The sequence below is a fragment of the Anabaena sp. TISTR 8404 genome, from assembly GCF_056847745.1.
The window spans coordinates 5,856,469-5,876,954 of record NZ_CP180578.1; the positions used below are offsets into that span (position 1 = coordinate 5,856,469).

Below are 20,486 nucleotides of genomic sequence, written 5' to 3' on the forward strand. Positions count from 1 at the left end.
GGATTTATATAAAATCTCATATCTCTGTCATCTCAGATTTACAGACGACCAATATTAGTCAGTCCTAAAACGATACCGATGCCAATAATATGACCAAAAGCCATAGCCGCGATAAATGTAGGAACACTAACGGGCAGAACTGGCAACTTTGGCCCAACTTGAGGTTTTTCAATGCGGGTAGATAGCAAAAGAATGATGATGCTGCTAACGCTGATAATGATGCCTACAGTGGGATTCCACGCGGGGGTAGCAGGAACATTTGCGGCTGCTGCCAGTAAATTTGATAACATCAAGGTTTTGTCTCCTAAATGACAAAATTCATAAAACCTCCAAAATTATAGAATTAGTGAGTCAGCAACCAAAGATTGTTAGCAAAAATTCGCTCTTTAGAACTATATGCGGGTTAAAATCTGCGGCATCACTCAACCACAGCAAGGGGCTGCGATCGCATCTTTAGGCGCAACAGCCCTAGGATTTATTTGTGTCCCAGCCTCACCTCGTTACGTTACTGCAACACAAATTCGGGCAGTCGTGACACAGTTACCAGACGATATTGACAAAATCGGCGTTTTTGCCAACACTACCATTGAAGAGATTAGCCAGATAGTTAATGATTCTGGATTAACTGGTGTGCAGTTACACGGAGATGAGTCACCAGAATTCTGCAACCAAGTACGTCAACAAATACCAAATGTAGAAATTCTCAAAGCTTTGAGGATACGCAGTCTTGACCATCTGGAACAAGCATCTATTTACAGTCAAAACGTAGATACTTTATTACTTGATGCCTATCATCCCCAACAGTTGGGTGGTACAGGTCAAACTTTAGATTGGGCAATGTTAGAAAAATTCAACCCCAGCAGCCCTTGGTTGTTAGCTGGGGGATTAACACCAGAAAATATCTTAGAAGCTTTAAGCCAGGTTAAGCCTGATGGTATTGATTTATCAAGCGGTGTCGAAATTCAACCAGGAGATAAAGATTTAAATAAAGTATCACTACTATTTGAAAGGTTGAAGGCTAAAGTCTGAATTCTGAAGTGTGAAGTATGAAATTTTATAATTCATACTTCACACTAGCCTATGGCAAGCCACCCAAAGGGTGTCTACACACTTCTAGAAGAATGATGGTTGATGACGAATCAAGTTAAAGAATTCTTCGCGGGTTTTTTGTTCTTCTTGGAATACACCCAGCATAGCGCTAGTAACAGTCCAAGAACCGGGTTTCTGAACACCCCGCATCACCATGCACATGTGAGTGGCTTCCATGACTACTGCCACACCTTGAGGTTCCAAAATTGTTTGAATTGCTTCGGCGATTTGGCGAGTTAATCTTTCTTGGACTTGCAAACGTCGGGAATACATTTCCACAATCCGAGCTAATTTGCTTAAGCCCACAACTTTCTGATTGGGAATATAAGCAACGTGCGCTCTCCCCATAAAAGGCAGCATGTGATGTTCGCAGAGGCTAAAGAAGTTTATATCCCGAACTAGTACCATCTCGTTATGACCTTCATCAAAGATAGCACCATTCACCAGTTCATCTAATGATTGGCTGTAGCCACTGGTGAGAAATCGCATAGCTTCAGCAACCCGTTTAGGAGTTTTTAGCAGTCCTTCGCGTTCAGGATCTTCGCCAACGCCGACTATGATGTTCCTGACAGCATCCATCATTTGCTCCATCTGTTCCTCAGAAGGCGGGTGCAAATCCGGTTGTCGTCCGTCGTGGGTGTTGCGATCGGGTCTGGTATTGATGGCATCTGCCAAATCGGAAATCAGAGGAGATTGAAAACGATTGGAACCGTTAGAACTAGCAATAGTCATGATGTAATTTTCAGTTAGATTTTGGATGTTTGCTATTACTCAAAGAGATACTCAGCGCTTAGCACTCAGTACTCAAAAAGTGCCTGCATTGGGCATAAGAATCAATTCATCAATCACTGCTTGTGGTGGCAATAAGACAGTGTGGAGAATTGACTGTGCCACAATTTCTGGAGTTAACATTTTTGAACGGTCAAAGTTGGCGTTAACGGTTTCTGTGTCCCAGATTTCTGTGTTTACAGCACCAGGACAAATGGCCGTAACACGGATACCGTTGGCGCGTTCTTCTTGTGCCAGGTTTTGAGAAAGGGCTAGAAGTCCGGCTTTGCTAACACAATAGGCTCCCCATCCAGCAAAGGTTTGCTTGGCAGCTATTGAGGCTACGTTGATAATTGTGCCTGTGCCGCGATCGCGCATTCCCGGTAAAATTCCTTTGATGCACTCAAATACACTGGTGAGATTGATGTTAATCACTTTTTGCCAGTCTTCTAAGCTGGTGTCGCTTAAGTTACCTGTATAGCCTATTCCGGCATTGTTGACCAAAATATCTATGTTGCCAAAATCTTGGGCGATCGCTTTGATTTTTGCTTCTACTTGCGGTAAGTCGGCTAAATCCAAGGCATAAGCTTTGGCTTCTACACCAGTTTGTTTGGCTGCTGTTGCTACCGCCTCTAATTTATCTAAAGAACGGCTGACTAAGGCAACATTTATGCCTGCCTTGGCAAATGCCAAAGCGGTTGCTTTGCCAATTCCGCTACTTGCCCCAGTAATCAGGGCATGTTGTTTCTGCTCAATACTCATGCTTTCCCCTGTTGTTTTGGCAGTGACCCAAGCTCTTTGCCACCAAATTATTTAAGTCTTTCGGAATGGATACATTAAAGTAACCTTAAATTTCCATAATTTTTTTTTGACAATTGCTATATTGAATTGTCAATATGGAAATTTTTTCCAATTTGATATGACCCAGTTATGAAAATTCAAGTTTCATCTGGAGTTTAGGCTATCTACTCGCAGTTAGTTACTAAAAACTACACAAATCTCTCATTTAACTGAGCCGATTCATCATAAATACAAATGCCTGCGGTTAAAAAGATTGTTAAAAATCTTTAAGAACCACAGGCAATTATAACATTGCTCTTGAGTTAATGACTCAGGTTTACCTTTCTAATGGGCAATTTCTGTAAAAACACCAATTTTGCGGAATTTGTCGTAACGGAGTTGTCGTCTTTCTTGAGATGTTAACTGTTTAAGTTCATCTAAGTTATCTAAAAGTGCTTGCTTGAGGATGGTTGCAGCTTCTAGAGGGTCAGAATGAGCGCCACCAATAGGTTCAGGCAAAATTTGGTCGATAATGCCTAAATTTTTTAAATCGTGGGAGGTAATTTTCAAGGCAACTGCTGCTTGGGGAGCTTTGCTGGCATCTTTCCACAAAATTGCGGCGCAGGCTTCGGGGGTAGCGACAGTGTAGACAGCGTGTTCAAACATCAGCAGGCGATCGCCCACACCAACACCCAATGCGCCACCAGAACCGCCTTCACCGATAACTGTGCAGATAATCGGCACATCCAGAGAAAACATTTCCCGCAAATTATAAGCGATCGCTTCCCCGGCTCCTTGCCTTTCGGCTATTACGGTAGGTAAAGCTCCCGGTGTGTCGATAAAAGTTAAAACTGGCATACCAAACTTGTTGGCATGTTCCATCAGTCGCATGGCTTTACGATAACCGCCAGGGGTAGCCATGCCGAAATTTCGAGCAATATTATCTTTGGTATCGCGGCCTTTTTGATGACCCAACATCACCACAGGTTGCCCACCTAAACGAGCCACACCACCAATTAAAGCCGGATCATCACCACCACAGCGATCGCCATGCAACTCCATCCATTCATCGGTAATTGCCTGAATGTAATCCAGAGTACTAGGGCGACGAGGATGACGGGCAACTTGTAGTCTTTGAGCTGGGGATAACGTACTAAAAATCTCCTCACGCAGTTTTGTGGCGCGTGCTTCTAGTTTGCGAATTTCACCAGATACATCGACTCCATTTTCGTCTGCAAGTTGCCGAATTTGTTCAATTCGATTAGAGAGTTCTGCTAACGGCTTTTCAAAATCCAACAGTAGTGGTTTACGCTCGGTAGTGGCCATAATTTAGGGATGAGGAACTAGGGATTGGGGATTTAAGAAGTAAAAAGTTAAAAGTAAAAAGGTAAAAGAATCTTTTGGCTTTTGCCCTTCGGGTTCGGCAGTGAGGGAGTCGGGAGACCCGCCCAACGCACTGCCTCACCTTTTAACTTTTGATTTTTTTAAAGCAGCAGAGGCCTAAAGCCATGTTTCACCGATGCTTGACCAATCTGCTCCATTTTGTCTACGGTAATCTGATTACGCCCCCAAGAAAAGTTCGTATGTAACTTCTCAAATTCCAGTAGCATAGCTTCGGCGAAACAAGCAAATAACTGGCGTTCTGGCACTTCCATATTGACGATTTGCATAATTTTCCAGTCAATATCTAAAGAATGCTCAACAATGCCACCGTTGAGTACATGAATGCCAGGATACTGAATTTTCGTAGCTAAATTTTTGGGATAGCCACCATCAATTAGTAAACAAGGTTGTTTTAATACCTTGGGGTCAATTTCTACGCCTTTGGGCATACTCGCCACCCAAACGACAATATCAGCTTCGGGTAATGCTTCATCCAAAGCCATAATTTTTCCCCGCCCTAGTTCGTCTTGTAAATCTTTCAGACGTTCTTGGTTCCGGGCGATGAGCAAAAGTTCTTTAACATCAGTTTTGGCATCTAGCCAGCGTGTCACAGCACTACCAATATCCCCAGTTGCTCCACATATAGCCACTGTTGCTTTCGACAGTTCAATGCCTACTTGTTTTGCTGCTGCCTCGACCTGCCGACAGATAATGTAGGCAGTGTGTGTGTTGCCTGTAGTGAAGCGTTCAAACTCTAATGTGATGTTACGGACTTGACTGAACTGCTCCAAATTAAAGTTTTCAAAAATGATTGATGAAAAACCGCCTAAAGCTGTGATGTGTATATCATGCTTTTGAGCGTGCGCCATAGCATTGAGAATTTTACGCGTTGCCGCCTTGATTCGCCGATTAGCCAGCATTTCTGGCAAAAAGCAAGATTCTACGTACTGGCCTTCGATTGTCTCTCCAGTCAGACTGGTAACTTTAATGTGATCAACAATTTGCGGCGGGGCGCTGCACCAAAAATCTAGCCCTTGATCGGCATATTCTGGGTATCCCAATTGTTGAGCTACCGCTTGAGCGTGTTCTAAACTAGTCAGATGTCCAATTAGACCAAACATGTAGTGATTTATTAGGCGTTTGCTGCGTCGAAAGCGTGGATTTTAGGGGGTAGGTGACAATACCTAACCTTAAAAATACAATAAAGTGTGAAGTCTGAAGTGTGAAGTCTGAAGTCTAAATTTCATACTTCATCCTTCATCCTTCATACTTTTTTAAGCAGCGGTAAGTCCGTAGGCTGACAAGCGCATGATATCTCTAGTTGTGAAGCCAATGTTACTTAAAGCTTCACCGTATTGAATCATGAAGTCTTCGACTAAAGCGTCTTTTTCCATTGCTAATACTTGGGCATCGTCTGCGACTTGATTGAGCATTTTCCAGACAATGGGCAAGTTTTGACGATTTGCTTCTTCTAGTTCAGCTTTGGATGCTTCAAAGTTTTCTTTGAGCCAGACTTCACCGAAGTTTAAATGGCTGTATTCATCTTTGACGACTCCCTCAGTGATTTTGCGAGCAAAATCATCAGCAACGGGGATGTAAATGTTGTATGCAGCGATCGCAAAACATTCAATAATCAAAGATTGAATCAGTAAGCAAGTCACAACTTTACCTTCGGCGGCAGCTGCTTTAAAGTTATCGTGCAGAGGTGCAAAAAACTCTTTAGCAAATTGCAAATCTGGTACAACTTGTAAATTCCGTCCACAAGCTTCAAAGCCTTTTTTATGGCGGCTTTCCATTTTCGACAAGCGAATTAGTTCATCGTGATGTGCTGGCAGCAGTTCAGCTAATTTGATGTAATTTTCGTGGGCTTCTTGTTCCCCTTCAATAACGATCGCATTGATCCGGCTATAAGCATCTTTATATGTTTCGCTTTGGAAATCTATTTCTAATTCGGCTGCCAACTGCTGCATGGTATGTTCACTCCTGTAAAATGAATCATTTGATACCAATTGTTAATTTACCCTGGGATTTCAGGGTAATCTTCACTGTTGTTTAATTTAACTTAACAAGTCACTATGTAATAGATTAGCTCTTGCTGGGGGCGATGCTCTAGTACTAAAGAAACAAATGAGTCAATAGTCAATGGTTATTTATCATTTCCTGCCTAGCCCCTAATTCTTGCTGCCTATTACTTATGGTTAAATCAAATTGGAATCTGAAATCTGCCGATATTATTAGTTTAGTAGTGCTGCTACTTGGTGCATTAATTGTCTTGCTACCTCTTTTGGTAGTGTTTTTCACATCTTTTGCACCTCCTGGCGCTACTCCAGATATAACGATGCCTAAAAATTGGTCTTTAGGTAATTACCATGATGCGTGGCAGCGAGGTAAGTTCCTGTTAGCGTTTGCTAATTCTAGCTTAGTAGCGATCGCAGTTACGGCGTTTCAGTTGGTTACTTCGGCTTTGGCTGGTTACGCCCTAGCAAGATTGAAATTTCGCGGTAGACAAGCCCTACTCTTAGTTGTCTTAGCAACCTTGGTAATTCCTTTTCAGTTGTTGGTTATACCTATATTTTTGGTGTTGAAGTGGGGACACTTAATAAATACCTACGGGGCGCTGATTTTACCAACTGCTGTTAATGGCTTTGGCATATTCCTCTTACGGCAGTATTTCCAAACGATTCCTGTGGAATTGGAAGAAGCCGCAACTATTGACGGGGCGAACAGGTTACAAATTTTGTGGCGAGTATTGTTACCTTTAGCCCGTCCGGCGTTGGTGACATTGTTTTTGTTCACCTTTATTGCTGAATGGAATGATTTGTTTAAGCCTTTAGTATTTACCACACGCCCAGAATTAAGAACAGTACAGTTGGCGTTAGCAGAATTTCAAGAGCAATTTACCAATAACTGGCCTTTGATGATGGCCGCAGTGACGATTGCAACTGTGCCAGTGATGGTACTGTTTTTGATTGGTCAACGGCAATTTATTCGCGGTATTGCCACAACAGGAATTAAGAATTAATGGGTTTGTAGAGACGTAGCATTGCTACGTCTCTACATTTTGCGAAATTACGAAAAATCTAAGACCGTTCACCAATTCCTTTTTTAAAAGCTGGTCGCTCAGACATCCGTTTGGTATATTCCACAACTGCGGGGTAGGCGCTGAGATCTAGTTTCAGCATCATGGGGATGTAAGCGAGAATTGAACCAACTGCAACATCCGCAACGCTAAATTCATCACCCAGGATGAAAGGTTGCTTTTGAAAAATTTCATTGAGCGGAGTTAACAACTTGGGTACTTCTTTTTCTCTAGTGGCTTCTGTAAAAATTCCTGGCGCGAGGGTAGAGTTAGCAAACAAAACCCATTGATATAATTTTGCCCGCTCTTCTGGAGAAAGTGACGTTTTGTCATACTTATCATTCAAATACAGCAAAATCGCCCCAGATTCCCAAAGCTGAAAATCTCCATCAACTATGGCTGGGACTTTACCCATTGGGTTAATCTGCAAATATTCTGGCTGACGATGTTCGCCTGCTTGCATATCTAGTTGAACAAACTCGTAAGGAACTTGTAGTTCTTCTAGATACCACTTAACAATTGCAGCCCGACTAAAAGCACCACCGTAAAGTTTTAGCATAATTACTTTTATCTAAAGAACTTTGTGTGTATGAGAATGCTGTTTTATATTGTCTTCTTTAGTGACAACTCTGGCAGCATTTAACACGCGTTTGCGTTCAGTTGAATACTGAAAATTAGTGTAAGTTGTACCCAAAGGAATCAAATTTTTGCTGCTTTCGCTGCGTTTATAAGTACGCGCCGCCGCAAACACTCGTTGGGCGAATTCTTCCCCAAATTGCGCTGATGTGGGAAAATCTGCGGGTAGTAATGGTGTATCCCCATCCAAAACTGCGCCTACAGTTGTCGCACACGCTAATTTGTAAGAAGTTGGAATATCTTTCATTAATGCTTCTAAAGACGCAGAGGGAATTGGCTCTATTACTTCCACTTGATAAACTTCCCCATCTTCTTTAATAAAGCAGGTTGCCAAGCCAATAACGACATAATCATCGGCGGCTAAACCGGAATTATTGTGATCAGAAATTGCTGTTGTCATCAGAAAATTGTCGCAAAACTTTAAAATTAGAAGCTAATAACTAGAAACTTGAAGTGCAAATGCTGGTGAAGGGAGAAACACAGCGGCGGAAAGAATAGCCAAAGCCTCTTTGAGTCGCTATGTCTCTTTACCCTTTTCTCCATCTCTCATGAACGGCTAGTAGGATTCTACCAAGTTGTTGCTCATTTTCCATTTTCTCAACTTTACACCCTAATACCAGTGTTCTAGGAGCAAAACGTAAAAACAACACACCTTTAAGCTTACTACCTACCTCTTCCTAATCCTCGTCAAGATTGATATTTATTTTTTTCTGGAATTCTACTTGCGAGTGAAGTATCTATTACTAAGTTAGTGCATGAATTGTATGTATAAGACCAAGTATTTTCCTGGTTGTAATACTTACTCTTGCAGCTGAGATACTTATTACTAAGTAATCAAAAGCACACTAAAAATAATATTAGGGCAGAACTACCACCATAGATAAAACTCTAAATTAATTTCTAGGCACGAGCATCTGAGGCGGTTTAGTATGAATAGTCACTCTTTTTTAACTTCTGGTGAGCAGCAAAATAATTGTTATCAATATGTTGTAAATAATACATTAGGTTTGCCAAGGCATGAGGCTAATGGTAGCGGTGAATCTGCTGTAAAAGAAAGTTATTTACGCTCTTGTGCTTTGAAATCGGCTAAACAAGGAAATTATACTCAAGCGATCGCACTGTTAAATGAATTAATTCGCCGTCATCCCCACAATGCTGTTGATTACAACAATCGCGGGTTAATTTATTTTCAAAGTGGTGAAAAGTACAAGGCTTTTTGTGACTACAACACAGCACTAAACTTAAATCCCAATTTAGCTAGTGCTTATAATAACCGCGCCAATTACTACGCCGCTTGTGGAGAGTTAGTAGCAGCCTTGGCTGATTACGACCAAGCAATTGATTTGAAACCCAGTTATGTGCGAGCCTGGATTAATCGAGGTATTACCTTCCGCGATTTGGGACAGTATGAAGAAGCTATTGAGAATCTTGAAGTTGCACTGCTGTTTGGCCAGTTAGAAGCGCATATTTGGGCAGAACGGGGCAGAACTTACCATCTTTGGGGTGATTGGAATTGTGCGATCGCAGATTATCGTCGTGCTATGGCGCAATTAGCTTCACTAGATAATAGCGTTAATGTTTCAGGTTATCGTTTGCGGTTACAAATCGAAAATTGGTTAAATGATCTGCTATCTGGAAAGTAGATAATAGGGGAATAAACCGTTTTCATCGATTATAGGTTTTTCCCTTAATTAGCTGTCTAGAAAATAGGAAATAGGGGCTTATAAATACCAATATAACCCCGAAGAACTAGAACTAAATTCACTTACTTTAATTACGAATTACCTAGACACGCCTTACTCTGCTTTCCAGAGGATATTACAAATTACGAATTACGAATTAGTATGACGACCCTGTATTGCTAATGGCTAATAGATGATCACTAGATTAATCGTCAAAAATTAGCTATTAGCTGTTTCCACTTTATATATTTTCGATGTTTCTACATCTATATATGCAACTATGCATAGAAGTAATCACAATCACCCCAAATCTTAAAATCAACTAAGATTTTATTTAGGGTAAGGAATTTATGACATCAATTTCTTTACCGTCCTGATTCATCAACACAATCGGACGTTGGTTAGGTGCAAATCTAAATCCTTGCTGTTCGCTAATACTTTTAGTTTGGCGGGGATCAAAGTTGCGGACAAATTCTGCCTGTAAAGTACTAACACGCGCTTCCATAATTTTGACTTCAGTGCGAACTTCCCGCAACCTTTCTTGCTGTGACCAGTGGTAAGGCAGAAGTTGTGTCAAGGCTGACGCTGCTGCTCCCAAAATTGCTAAATTAACTCCAATCTTAATTGTGGTTTCTACCGCCATGATTTGATGAGAACGCTGGCGAAGATGCCGCTTTGGCCGAGGTGTAGTCCGGCGTTGTGGTATAGGTTGTAACGGCTCTCTAGATGGTTGGAAGGCGTTCATGATACTAAAAATGACCTCACTGAATTCAATGACAACGCGATAAACAGTCTACTGCGGCTAAATTAAAGCTTAAGTTAGCTGTCATATTACTTCATTTTTTTGATATTGCTACACGTATGTTTTTTGTTAAAAAACAACGATACATACGTAAGTATTAGGTGGTTAACAGTTTGCTGCACCCAGCTATCACTCTTAAAAACTGCACCTGGTATCCCAGGATTATTAATCCTTTGTGATTTTATGTCAATTCCCAAGCAATAAGTTAATGGTTAATACCCCATAGAGTTAGCACAGTAGAATTTAGGCTTCGGCGTGAGCGTCAGCGTTCGACTGAGCGCTCACGCCGAAGTCCGAACAGAGCCAGAATTCAGAATAATAACAGGCTCTATACCTCAGTTTGAGACTGACATTGTGTAATTCATTGACATGAAATTTGCTGTAATTGTGTATTCTTCAACTATCAGCAGCCTCATCTTTGTAATGACCGTTTCTCTCGCGTTTGAGGCTTTCTTCTAAAGCTTGAATTTGTTCACGGCGGGCTTCCAATTCTAGAGAACGACGTGCCAAGTCTTGATTTTGCAAAGTGAGAGATTGTCGCCACTGTTCAGCGCGTTCTGCTTCTTGTTGCAACATTTCTGGAGTAATGCCAGTAGTGAGGTAAGCTTGAACTAAATTCATTACCCAATTACTAGCTTCTTCTAACTTTTCGATTTCACCTGTGGGAGAAAGTTCAACTAAAACCAGCAATTCTTCACTTATGGTTTTGCCTTTTCCCAGCAGAATAAAGGCTTCTTCAGGAATAATTGTCCAGAGGTTATCAGCTTCTTGACGTGCTAACAAGCGTAACTGGTACTGGTCTAAAAATTCGTTTTTATGTACCTGAGCTAGATATAGCATAATCGTCGTTTTGCTCCAGCTTACAATTAAAAATTAAAAAATAAATACAAAAATTTATATTAAACAACAAAATTAAAATACTGATTTTTTGTTGAAAGTTATCAGTTAGGAATGGGTAATTGCAGAGAGTTTTGCGAGCTACTCTGCTATTACCCATTACAGTTATGCTAGACCGCGCAGGCGATCGCGCAAAATTTCTGCTTGTTTCTCAGCCTCGGCTAAAGCATCTTTTGCTCCTTGTACCACGTCCGCTGGGGCTTTATCCACAAACTTAGGATTGCTTAACCTACCTCTCAGGGATTGGGCTTCGGCTTCAGCTTTGCTGATGCTTTTCTCTAATTTTGCACGTAGCGCTTCGATGTCAACGACACCAGTCAAGGGAATTACTACTTGGACTGTACCAATTACCCCAGCAATGTTTTGTTCTGGTGCTGGGACTGGTTCTAAGACTGCTGGTGGCTGTTCTGGGACACTAGTCACTGATTTAGCTTCAGCAGACAAGATACTGCGGATAATAAACCAAATACTATAGCCTAAACCAATAATTTCAAAGAAAGTGCCGACCAGAGGAATGCTACTAACGGTATTTGCTACAGCCAGACCAACTCTGAGAAAGATCAGTCCTGCAATAACTAAACCAATAGTCTTCCAATTCCACTGTGTTTTTGGTGGCGCTACAGTTGAACTTTTTTGTTCCGCAGCAAAAGTCAAAGTCTCTACCTTGGCCAAATCTTTGATGTAAGATTGTCCAGCCGTCAAGATTTGCTGTTCCTTGGGACTGTCGGTTTGCAAATTCACCTTGACTTTCGCCCCTGGCTTGACATCCGCCTCCGCCCGTAAATTCCGAATCGTGCGAATAGTGCCAATTAGCAGTTCAAACTGTTCTTCCAAAGCGGGATCAATGAATTTGGCATCTGCTTGGGGATAAGCTTGTAAAGCTAAAGTTTGCTGAGATTCGGTGGGTTGTTGGGTGAGTGTTTGCCAAATTTCTTCGGTGATGTGCGGCATGAAGGGATGCAGTAATTTTAAAATCCCTTCCAACACGTAGGCGAGAGTTTGTTGGGCAGCGCGTCGGGATGCGGAATCTGCACCTGGTTGTAACCGGGATTTGACCAATTCAATATACCAGTCGCAGAAATCGCCCCAAATGAATTCGTAAATTCCCTTGGCGGCTTCCCCTAAACCGTAGTTGTTGATGTAATTGGTAGTTTGCTTAACAACTTGATGATAACGGGAAAGAATCCAGCGATCGCTCAATTCAGTCGCCACTGGTTGACCGAGTTGTTGCGGTGTCTGTCCATCCAAATTCATCATTACGAACCGCGCTGCATTCCACAACTTGTTGGCAAAGTTACGCGAAGCTTCTACTGACGATGATTCATCGGTTTTACGGTTGTATTCTAAGCGGATATCTTGACCTGCACCCGCAACTTCTTTAACTAAGGTGTAGCGTAAGGCATCTGTGCCGTATTTCTCAATCAAAATTAACGGGTCAATGCCATTATTCGCCGTTTTCGACATTTTTTTATTGTTTTCATCCCGTACCAAACCGTGAATGTAAACTGTCTGGAACGGCATTTTACCCGTGAAATGACCCGCCATCATCGTCATTCTGGCAACCCAGAAAAAGATAATGTCAAAGCCTGTAACTAAGGTAGTTGTGGGGTAGTAGGTGGCTAAATCTTTGGTTTGTTCTGGCCAGCCTAAAGTCGAAAACGGCCACAGTCCCGAAGAAAACCAAGTATCTAGTACATCTGGGTCTTGTTGTAGCTGGACGTTTTCACCAAATTGGGCTTTGGCTTTTTCCCAAGCTTCATCGGCAGACTTGGCAACGACAAACGGGGTGGTATCAGTAATTTGTCCGTTTGTTTCACTGACAGCATACCAAGCGGGAATTTGATGTCCCCACCACAATTGTCGGGAGATACACCAATCTCTGAGACTTACTAACCAATCACGGTAGACTTTTGTCCAGCGATGGGGAACAAACTCAGGCGAATTTTGTTGGTCGAGGAATTCTAAAGCGCGGTCTGCCATTGGGCGAATTTGGACAAACCACTGCGTGGAAAGGAGAGGTTCAATGGGGACTTTACCGCGATCGCTATAAGGAACGGTATGCTTATAATCTTCTACCTTTACTAACACTCCATCAGCTTCGAGACGGGCAACTACATTTTTTCTTGCTACAAAGCGGTCTTGTCCTTGAAACTCTCCAGCATTAGCATTCAGAGTCCCATCTTTATTCAAAATATTAATAAACGGCAGATTGTGGCGTTTACCCATTTCAAAGTCGTTGGGATCATGGGCTGGTGTCACTTTCACGCAACCAGTACCGAAAGTGGGGTCAACCAACTCGTCGCCAATAATCGGAATTTCCCGCTGCATAATTGGCAGCGTTAAAGTTTTACCAATCAGATGCTTGTATCGGTCATCATTGGGATTCACCGCTACTCCTGTATCACCCAGCATGGTTTCTGGTCGAGTTGTCGCCACCTCCACATAACCAGAACCATCTGTTAAAGGATAGCGGAAGTGCCAGAGATTACCATCAACCTCTTGTGATTCCACTTCTACATCCGACACCGCCGACTGAGTAGCCGGACACCAGTTCACCAAATATTCCCCACGATAAATTAACCCTTCATCGTAAAGACTCACAAAAGCTTCCATCACCGCTTTAGATAAGCCTGCATCTAAGGTAAACCGTTCGCGCGACCAGTCCACCGAGACACCCAAGCGGCGTAGCTGATTAACAATTGTTCCCCCAGACTCCGCCTTCCACTGCCAAGCGCGTTCTAGAAATTCTTCACGTCCCAACTCGGCGCGAGTTTTACCTTCTTTTTTGAGTTGTCTTTCTAGCATCGTATGGACGGCGATACTAGCGTGGTCAGTTCCAGGTAGCCACAAAGTATTGCGTCCCTGCATCCGGTGATAGCGCACAATAACATCAATTAGCGCACTTTCAAAAGCGTGACCCATGTGCAAACTGCCAGTAACATTCGGCGGCGGAATAACAACGCAGTAAGGTTCACCGCCATGATTAGGGTCAGCTTTGTAAACTTGGTTTTCTTCCCAGAATTTTTGCCACTTAGCTTCAGTGGTAAAGGGATCGTAAAGACTGGGGAGATTCGATATAGTTGCGGTCATGCTGGGAAAAACTAACTGTGGAAGGACTCTAATAAATTTTGCCACAGGGTTGTGATGGAAACGAACCATCACAACGCTAAGAACGAGGCAGTTGTTACAATGCAGGGAACTAGGGGCTAGAGGTTAGGAATATAATTTATGTGATTGGAAATTACTGTAAATGTCGCTGTAATAGACCAATAATTATTTCTGGTAATTCTAAATGAGGTAGTATTCCAGCGTCAGCGATCGCATAAAATTCTCGAATAGCACCAAAATTTAAATTTGCTAATCTTCGCCCTAATTTAATACTTGTAAATTGTGCTTTCTCTCCCCAAAACACCACACTGGGAATTGTTAACTGTTGAATATATAAACTCAAATCAAAATACAAATCCCCGCGTAAAAATGCCAACGCCGCAAACTTAGCATTTGGCTGTTGTGCTGAATTTAAATAAGCCTCTACCATTTCTTGGGTGACGCGTTCGGGTTTAGCAAAGAGAAAACTTTGTAAAAAATTCCTCACTGCTAATTCATTTTCCGCCCCAAGCCTATATATTAAACTATCTACAAATGGCGTATTAATCACTGATAGTGGTAATCTGCGACCAGAACCTTGACCAAAGTCATCAAAACCAGAAGGGCAAACTAAGTATAATGATTGAAATAATTGCGGTTGCGTAATAGCTAAACGAATAGTCAAAGCCGCTGTGAGTGATGAGGCAATAACTGTTACAGGCTGGTGACAAGTTTGAGTAATAAATTCTGCGATCGCAGTCAGATAATCTTTAATTTGATAATCGCGTACAGGGTGTGCAGAGTCGCCCCAACCAATCAAATCAGGCGCTAAAATTCGATATTTTGCAGCAAAAGCTGGATACACCTTCGACCATTCATAAGCAGAAGCCCCACCTCCAAAGTTATGCAGAAATAATAGTGGGGCTAAATCTTCAGTATCAGCATTCAACCAAGGTGCAGATGTCTGAGTATAATAAACCATCGCCCCCAAGGAAGTATGAATAACTTTATGCCCAAAGCCAGGAGGTTGAAACTGAAGCATAAAAAGTATGAAGTATGAAGTGTGAAGTATGAAGTATGAAGTATGAAATAAAAGAATGAAAGCTTTGTTATTCCCTACTCTCTACTCCCTTTATTTAGCATTATCTCTAGTAATATGAGTTAGCTGATTTAAGTTATCGCCGCTAACTTTATAAGCATTTCCAAATCCCAGAACAAAACGGCCTGAACTTGGAGTAAGTTGAAAAATCCGAAAGTCAGTCAAGCTTTTTAATACTTCAATCATTTCGCCAAAGCGTTCTTGAAATTGGTCAACAATTTTATTCCAAGTGTCCGTATCGCGCTCTATTAAAGTGGCAGTACAATCAAAACTTAAGCGACGACGAGCAAAAATATTATTAGTATTTGCTTCATCTTCAATAAATAAAATACTCACACGGGGATTAGCATAAATATTTTGTGTGTGGGCTGCCAAGTCACTGATATAAATGTAAATATTTTTTGCGTCATCAATCACGAAAGGAGCATAACTACTATTAGGTATGCCTTCCTGACTGACAGTACTAATAATGACACTTTCAAAATCGTGCAGAAAATTTTCGTATTCAGCTTGAGCTTGTTCTAGTTGGCTCATAAGTAAATATCTGTATGATTAGCAACATTTAAGTAAGTATTTTAGCGTTTTTGGGCGATCGCAAAAACAATAAACGATTTGGACTAATTGTAGCTAACTTAAAAGTGCTGAGTTGAAAGTGCTGAGTGCTGAGTAAAAGTTAAAAAGTTATTGAAGTAGACATTCCTGTGTACTGGAAACGCGATTCATCATAGCTAATACCTCATCTTTGAGAACAAAACCGATATCATGTAACAAGAAAGCAAGTAATGAGGACGCAATTGTGAGTGACAAAAATCGTTCTCAATGGGACTTAGGCAGGTTTATCGAAACTCTGTCTTACTTCGAGGTAATTCCTTTTCTCAACTGGATACAGCAACTCATCCAAGGTCGTCCCCAAGAGATACAAGCTAGACCTGATGGAGGAAAAAGCGTGGGTGTAATACTAGTAGCGGGTGCAACGGGTGGTCTTGGTAAACGAGTCGTGCAAAGACTTGTAAAAAAAGGTTATCCAGTAAGGTGTCTGGTGCGTGATATTGAAAAAGCACGGTCAATTCTTGGTAACGATGTTAACTTAGTAGTTGCAGACATCACCAAACCCGAAACTTTAAATAGCTTAGTCATGGCGAATATTCAAGCCGTGATTTGTTGTACAGCAGTGCGTGTCCAACCAGTAGAAGGAGACACAGCCGATAGAGCCAAATATTATCAAGGCATTAAATTTTACCAGCCTGAAATTGTTGGCGACACTCCAGAAAACGTCGAATATCAAGGTGTCAAGAACTTAGTAGAAGCAGCTGCTAAATACCTCCCCGCAGCCAATGAAAAACTTATATTTGATTTTACCCATCCATCCGCAGAATTAAAAAATATCTGGGGTGCGCTAGATGATGTCGTCATGGGTGGAGTTAGTTCCAGTAATATTCAATTAACAGAAAATACCGCTGTGTTTGCTGGTAACGTTTCTACAGCTAACTCAGGAGGATTTGCTTCTGTTAGAACTAAAAATTTTGAACCACCTTTTAATTTATCTGGTTACACAGGTGTAGAATTACGCGTTAAAGGTGATGGTCAACGTTATAAAATCTTCCTGCGTCCAGATGCAACCTGGGATGGTTTAGGTTATAGCTATTCTTTTGATACTGTAGCTGATACTTGGATAAACATTCGTATTCCTTTTGCGGAATTAACTCCTGTATTTCGGGCAAAAACTGTTAAAGATGCTCCACCATTGAATACTAGTAGAATTAGCTCATTTCAATTAATGTTGAGCAAATTTGAATATGATGGTGCTTTAAATCCTAAGTTTACACCTGGTGGTTTTAGTTTGCAGATAGAATCTATTAAAGCCTATGGTGGCAAAACTTTACCAAAATTCATTCTCGTCAGTTCCGCAGGGGTAACGCGTCCCGGAAGGCCAGGTATTAATCTAGACGAAGAACCACCCGCAGTCAGATTAAATGACCAGTTAGGAGGTATTCTCACCTGGAAATTAAAGGGAGAAGATAGTTTAAGAGCAAGTGGTATTCCCTATACAATTATTCGACCTTGTGCCTTAACTGAAGAACTAGGCGGTCAGGAATTAATTTTTGCACAAGGTGATAATATTCGCGGCAAAATCAGTCGAGAGGATGTGGCAGAACTTTGCCTACAAGCGTTAGAACAAAGTCAAGCATATAATGTCACTCTTGAAGTAAAAGCAGGTGACAACAAAGCTAATTACATTAATTGGCAACAATTATTTTCGCAATTGCAACCTGATAAATAAATGAAACGAATAAAAGTACTAACCCTAGCTGTAGTGTTGGTATTAATTATCTGGGGTGGATTATTTTCTAATACTGCATCATCACAGCAAATCGAATCACGCCTCAACAATTTACAAGCAGATTTTAATCGTGTTGAGTCTCGGTTAAACCAAATAGAATCTCAAATTTATCAAAACCGCCAGCCATCATCTGCAAGAACAACACTCACACCTCGACAGTCAATTAGTAAAATACCACAGTCAGAGCGCGATAGAATGTTTGACCGATTAGCAACTTTAGTGGTTGAATTAAAGCAACAAGTCAATACTCTAGAAAAGCGAATTGCTAAATTAGAAGCACGCTAATTGCTGAATTTAAATTATTATGGCAGAAGTCATTCAAACAACAGCCACTTATGAAGGTGGCTGTCATTGTGGTGCAGTACGTTTTAAAGTAATTGTTGACAAACACAAAGTTGATGATTGCAATTGCTCAATTTGTAGCAAAAAAGGCTTTTTGCATTTAATTGTGCCGCAAGATAAATTTACGTTACTTCAAGGTGAAGATAAATTAACAACTTATAAATTTAATACAGGAGTAGCCCAACATAAATTCTGTAGCATTTGTGGGATACATTCTTTTTATATTCCTCGCAGCCATCCTGATTGTGTAGATGTAAATGTAAGATGTTTGGATGGTGATGTTATCGGTAATTTTGAGATCGTACCTTTTGATGGTGCAAATTGGGAAGCTAATATTCACAAGTTGATTAATTAACCTGAGTTCGGAATAAAGCTAGTAGGGTGTGTTGTCGTGTAATGCAACGCACCCTCTTGTTATAATTTTTTGTGGTGCGTTAGCCTACGGCATAAAAAACATACTTTCTATCTACTTGTTAGTAAATAAAATATTATTTGTTGATTGTGCATATATACTTAAAATTCATCCTATACGTTTAGGTAAAAATTCAGTTACTTGATTCATAACTTCATATTTTGCAATATTTAGATAAAATCTCTAGAGAAAGTTTTGGTTCATATTTGTCTTCTTACTTTTGCCTTATTTTCTCTTTCAAATATTCTTTCTTAAGAAGAAATGCAAAATATTTATTTTTGTAGAGAAAATCCTAAAGAAATCTGAGGAAAATAAAAAACAAGAGATATCAATTGTATAAAGGGGTGTATAGGAGTGAATGGATATCTGATTAGCCTTTTTGAAAATCTGACATAATTTAACAACTGAATATGATGTTGCTGCAAACATCTAAAAATTATTCAGGTTATGCCAGGTGATTTGCTTACCATTTTGAATAAGGGCAAATTTCTATGAATCAACCATATTTTTCTCCTGATGATTTACCTACTCATAGAACAACAGTAATTAGTGAAGTATTACTCAGCCAACTGGAAGAAACTATCAAACAACGCTTTTTTTTAGCTTGCGATCGCACAGTCCGAGTTTTATTATCTAGTTGCCACTGGTATTTTAAAATTAATAGCGGCATTTTGATATTAATCATGGTTTGTCATGATATCGAAAGCTATCAAAATATTATGATGACTGTTCCCTACTTAGCTGATAAGTTAAAACGTTTTGCTAACCAAGCGAAAATTAGCATCAGTTCTCCAGTCAACCAAGGTATTCCCTGGGTTATCGGTATCAATGATATATTTCCTGGAGAAGATTCATCTAATATGTAAATCATATATAGCAGTGATAAATCATTTGTCACAATAAAGCTCCCCGACTTCTTAAAGAAGTCGGGGAGCTGAAATTTTAGATTTTTACTAATCAAGTATGATTGCTATAGCTCTTATTCTTACAGCACTTTCGAGGTAAATGAGGTACACATAGTATTGGTGCATCAAGACTTAAAATGAAAGCATACTCAATCGATTTACGAGAAAAAATAGTAAATACTTACGAAAAGGGTGGTACTTCAATAAGAAAGGTTGCTGTGCAATTTGGTGTAGCAAAAAGCTATGTGCAAAAGCTAATCCAACTTCATAGAGTGCAAGGACATCTAGAACCCAAAAAGCAAGGTGGAGCCATGAAGGGTAGGCTAGATGATTTCGCGAGCGAATTAGCCGAAATGGTTCAAATTTACCCAGATGCAACTTTATTGGAATATTGCGAATATTTTGGAGAAAAATACAACGTTTGGGTGTGTGCAAGTGTGATGTGTTGTGCATTACAAAAACAAAAATTAACTCGAAAAAAAAGACTTTGCGTAGCAGCCAAGGAAAAACAGAAAGAGTCCAAAAACTGAGAATAGAGTATTGGGAGAAAGTAAAGCAAGTAGACCCAGAAAACCTTGTATTTATAGATGAAATGGGTGTTTTACTTGGCTTAACTAGGACTCATCAAAGAAGCGAGCGCGGCACTAGAGCGTATAATTTTAAACCATATTACCGGGGAGCAAAAATAAGTGTAATCGGAGGAATTAGCTTAAAGAAAGTTTTAGCGGTGATGACTTTAAACGGCTCAATGGATGGAGATGCATATAAAGTTTTTGTAGAACATTTTTTACTTCCGCAATTATGGGTTGGTGCAGTCGTTGTAATGGATAATCTACCTGCTCATAAAGTCGAAGAGATTCAGCTTTTGATTGAAGGAGTGGGAGCAAGTGTTCTTTATCTATCTCCTTATTCTCCTGAATTCAATCCAATTGAACATTGGTGGTCACAATTAAAAGCTTTTCTGAAACAATTTTCTCCCAAGAGTGCATCTGTCGTTGATGGTTTAATTAAAATTGCGCTGAAACTAGTTGATCCAAAGCATCTAAAAAATTGGTTTACTAATTGCTGCTACTGTACCTCATGAACCTCAAATCTGCTGTATATCTGTCTATATCTAGGATAAACTTAAATGCTGATACTAAAAAGCAAAACCCACACTTGCGGGTTTTGCTTTTTATGAATTA

At 40.5% G+C, this 20,486-nt stretch carries 22 protein-coding genes; 9 read left to right on the plus strand and 13 right to left on the minus strand.

Annotated elements, in window-relative coordinates; translation table 11 throughout:
• Positions 1-38: 38 nt before the first annotated feature.
• Positions 39-290: a photosystem I reaction center subunit PsaK gene (psaK, locus tag ACMX3D_RS25525; RefSeq protein ID WP_482748582.1), complete on the minus strand. Its 252-nt coding sequence runs from the start codon at positions 288-290 to the stop codon at positions 39-41.
• Between the two features lie 106 nt (positions 291-396).
• Here psaK and ACMX3D_RS25530 point away from each other — a divergent pair, with 106 nt between their 5' ends.
• Complete coding sequence (locus ACMX3D_RS25530; RefSeq protein ID WP_482748583.1) at positions 397-1,029, plus strand: phosphoribosylanthranilate isomerase; 633 nt, start codon at positions 397-399, stop codon at positions 1,027-1,029.
• A gap of 84 nt (positions 1,030-1,113) precedes the next feature.
• On the opposite strand, the gene folE is transcribed toward ACMX3D_RS25530, so the two are convergent.
• The 5 genes from folE to ACMX3D_RS25555 all read right to left on the minus strand — a co-directional run bounded on the left by folE (position 1,114) and on the right by ACMX3D_RS25555 (position 5,990).
• Positions 1,114-1,821, minus strand: a complete 708-nt coding sequence (gene folE / locus ACMX3D_RS25535; protein ID WP_482748584.1) for a GTP cyclohydrolase I FolE — start codon at positions 1,819-1,821, stop codon at positions 1,114-1,116.
• Positions 1,822-1,893: 72 nt separating this feature from the next.
• Positions 1,894-2,619, minus strand: coding sequence for an SDR family oxidoreductase (locus ACMX3D_RS25540; protein ID WP_482748585.1), 726 nt, complete (start codon positions 2,617-2,619; stop codon positions 1,894-1,896).
• Between the two features lie 363 nt (positions 2,620-2,982).
• Positions 2,983-3,963 carry an acetyl-CoA carboxylase carboxyltransferase subunit alpha gene (locus ACMX3D_RS25545; RefSeq protein ID WP_482748586.1) on the minus strand — a complete coding sequence of 327 codons (981 nt, stop codon included), beginning with the start codon at positions 3,961-3,963 and terminating at the stop codon, positions 2,983-2,985.
• A gap of 158 nt (positions 3,964-4,121) precedes the next feature.
• Entirely contained in the window at positions 4,122-5,141 is a 1,020-nt protein-coding gene (locus tag ACMX3D_RS25550; RefSeq protein ID WP_482748587.1) for a long-chain acyl-[acyl-carrier-protein] reductase, read from the minus strand.
• 153 nt (positions 5,142-5,294) lie between these two features.
• Positions 5,295-5,990 carry an aldehyde oxygenase (deformylating) gene (locus tag ACMX3D_RS25555; RefSeq protein WP_482748588.1) on the minus strand — a complete coding sequence of 232 codons (696 nt, stop codon included), beginning with the start codon at positions 5,988-5,990 and terminating at the stop codon, positions 5,295-5,297.
• A gap of 224 nt (positions 5,991-6,214) precedes the next feature.
• Between ACMX3D_RS25555 and ACMX3D_RS25560 the strand changes: the two genes are divergently transcribed.
• Entirely contained in the window at positions 6,215-7,042 is an 828-nt protein-coding gene (locus ACMX3D_RS25560) for a carbohydrate ABC transporter permease (protein WP_482748589.1), read from the plus strand.
• Positions 7,043-7,100: 58 nt separating this feature from the next.
• On the opposite strand, the gene ACMX3D_RS25565 is transcribed toward ACMX3D_RS25560, so the two are convergent.
• Together ACMX3D_RS25565 and ACMX3D_RS25570 are read right to left on the minus strand one after the other, a co-directional pair.
• Positions 7,101-7,658: a glutathione S-transferase family protein gene (locus tag ACMX3D_RS25565; RefSeq protein WP_482748590.1), complete on the minus strand. Its 558-nt coding sequence runs from the start codon at positions 7,656-7,658 to the stop codon at positions 7,101-7,103.
• A 12-nt stretch (positions 7,659-7,670) separates the two neighbouring features.
• Positions 7,671-8,135, minus strand: coding sequence for a hypothetical protein (locus ACMX3D_RS25570; protein WP_482748591.1), 465 nt, complete (start codon positions 8,133-8,135; stop codon positions 7,671-7,673).
• 529 nt (positions 8,136-8,664) lie between these two features.
• On the opposite strand from ACMX3D_RS25570, the gene ACMX3D_RS25575 reads away from it, so the two are divergent.
• Positions 8,665-9,378, plus strand: coding sequence for a tetratricopeptide repeat protein (locus tag ACMX3D_RS25575; RefSeq protein WP_482748592.1), 714 nt, complete (start codon positions 8,665-8,667; stop codon positions 9,376-9,378).
• Positions 9,379-9,751: 373 nt separating this feature from the next.
• On the opposite strand, the gene ACMX3D_RS25580 is transcribed toward ACMX3D_RS25575, so the two are convergent.
• The 5 genes from ACMX3D_RS25580 to ACMX3D_RS25600 form a co-directional block, all read right to left on the minus strand.
• Positions 9,752-10,162, minus strand: coding sequence for a slr1601 family putative cell division protein (locus ACMX3D_RS25580; protein WP_482748593.1), 411 nt, complete (start codon positions 10,160-10,162; stop codon positions 9,752-9,754).
• Between the two features lie 453 nt (positions 10,163-10,615).
• A complete protein-coding gene (locus tag ACMX3D_RS25585; RefSeq protein ID WP_482748594.1) occupies positions 10,616-11,059 on the minus strand; it encodes a hypothetical protein in 444 nt (147 codons plus the stop codon).
• 162 nt (positions 11,060-11,221) lie between these two features.
• Positions 11,222-14,206 carry a valine--tRNA ligase gene (locus ACMX3D_RS25590; protein WP_482752427.1) on the minus strand — a complete coding sequence of 995 codons (2,985 nt, stop codon included), beginning with the start codon at positions 14,204-14,206 and terminating at the stop codon, positions 11,222-11,224.
• A gap of 151 nt (positions 14,207-14,357) precedes the next feature.
• Positions 14,358-15,245: an alpha/beta fold hydrolase gene (locus tag ACMX3D_RS25595; RefSeq protein ID WP_482748595.1), complete on the minus strand. Its 888-nt coding sequence runs from the start codon at positions 15,243-15,245 to the stop codon at positions 14,358-14,360.
• Positions 15,246-15,335: 90 nt separating this feature from the next.
• Entirely contained in the window at positions 15,336-15,836 is a 501-nt protein-coding gene (locus ACMX3D_RS25600) for a HugZ family pyridoxamine 5'-phosphate oxidase (protein ID WP_482748596.1), read from the minus strand.
• Positions 15,837-16,098: 262 nt separating this feature from the next.
• Between ACMX3D_RS25600 and ACMX3D_RS25605 the strand changes: the two genes are divergently transcribed.
• The 6 genes from ACMX3D_RS25605 (at position 16,099) to ACMX3D_RS25630 (ending at position 20,386) form a co-directional block, all read left to right on the plus strand.
• Positions 16,099-17,583, plus strand: a complete 1,485-nt coding sequence (locus ACMX3D_RS25605; RefSeq protein WP_482748597.1) for a CIA30 family protein — start codon at positions 16,099-16,101, stop codon at positions 17,581-17,583.
• Positions 17,584-17,928 carry a hypothetical protein gene (locus tag ACMX3D_RS25610; protein WP_482748598.1) on the plus strand — a complete coding sequence of 115 codons (345 nt, stop codon included), beginning with the start codon at positions 17,584-17,586 and terminating at the stop codon, positions 17,926-17,928.
• Between the two features lie 19 nt (positions 17,929-17,947).
• The gene (locus ACMX3D_RS25615; protein WP_482748599.1) at positions 17,948-18,340 is read left to right on the plus strand and encodes a GFA family protein; all 393 of its coding nucleotides are present in this window, start codon (positions 17,948-17,950) and stop codon (positions 18,338-18,340) included.
• A 548-nt stretch (positions 18,341-18,888) separates the two neighbouring features.
• Positions 18,889-19,263, plus strand: a complete 375-nt coding sequence (locus tag ACMX3D_RS25620; protein ID WP_482748600.1) for a hypothetical protein — start codon at positions 18,889-18,891, stop codon at positions 19,261-19,263.
• A 176-nt stretch (positions 19,264-19,439) separates the two neighbouring features.
• Positions 19,440-19,832 (plus strand): helix-turn-helix domain-containing protein, encoded by a 393-nt coding sequence (locus ACMX3D_RS25625; protein WP_482747409.1) that lies wholly within the window; start codon positions 19,440-19,442, stop codon positions 19,830-19,832.
• Entirely contained in the window at positions 19,790-20,386 is a 597-nt protein-coding gene (locus tag ACMX3D_RS25630; protein WP_482747408.1) for a transposase, read from the plus strand. The genes ACMX3D_RS25625 and ACMX3D_RS25630 overlap by 43 nt, the downstream gene beginning before the upstream one ends.
• The last annotated feature ends 100 nt before the right edge of the window (positions 20,387-20,486 follow it).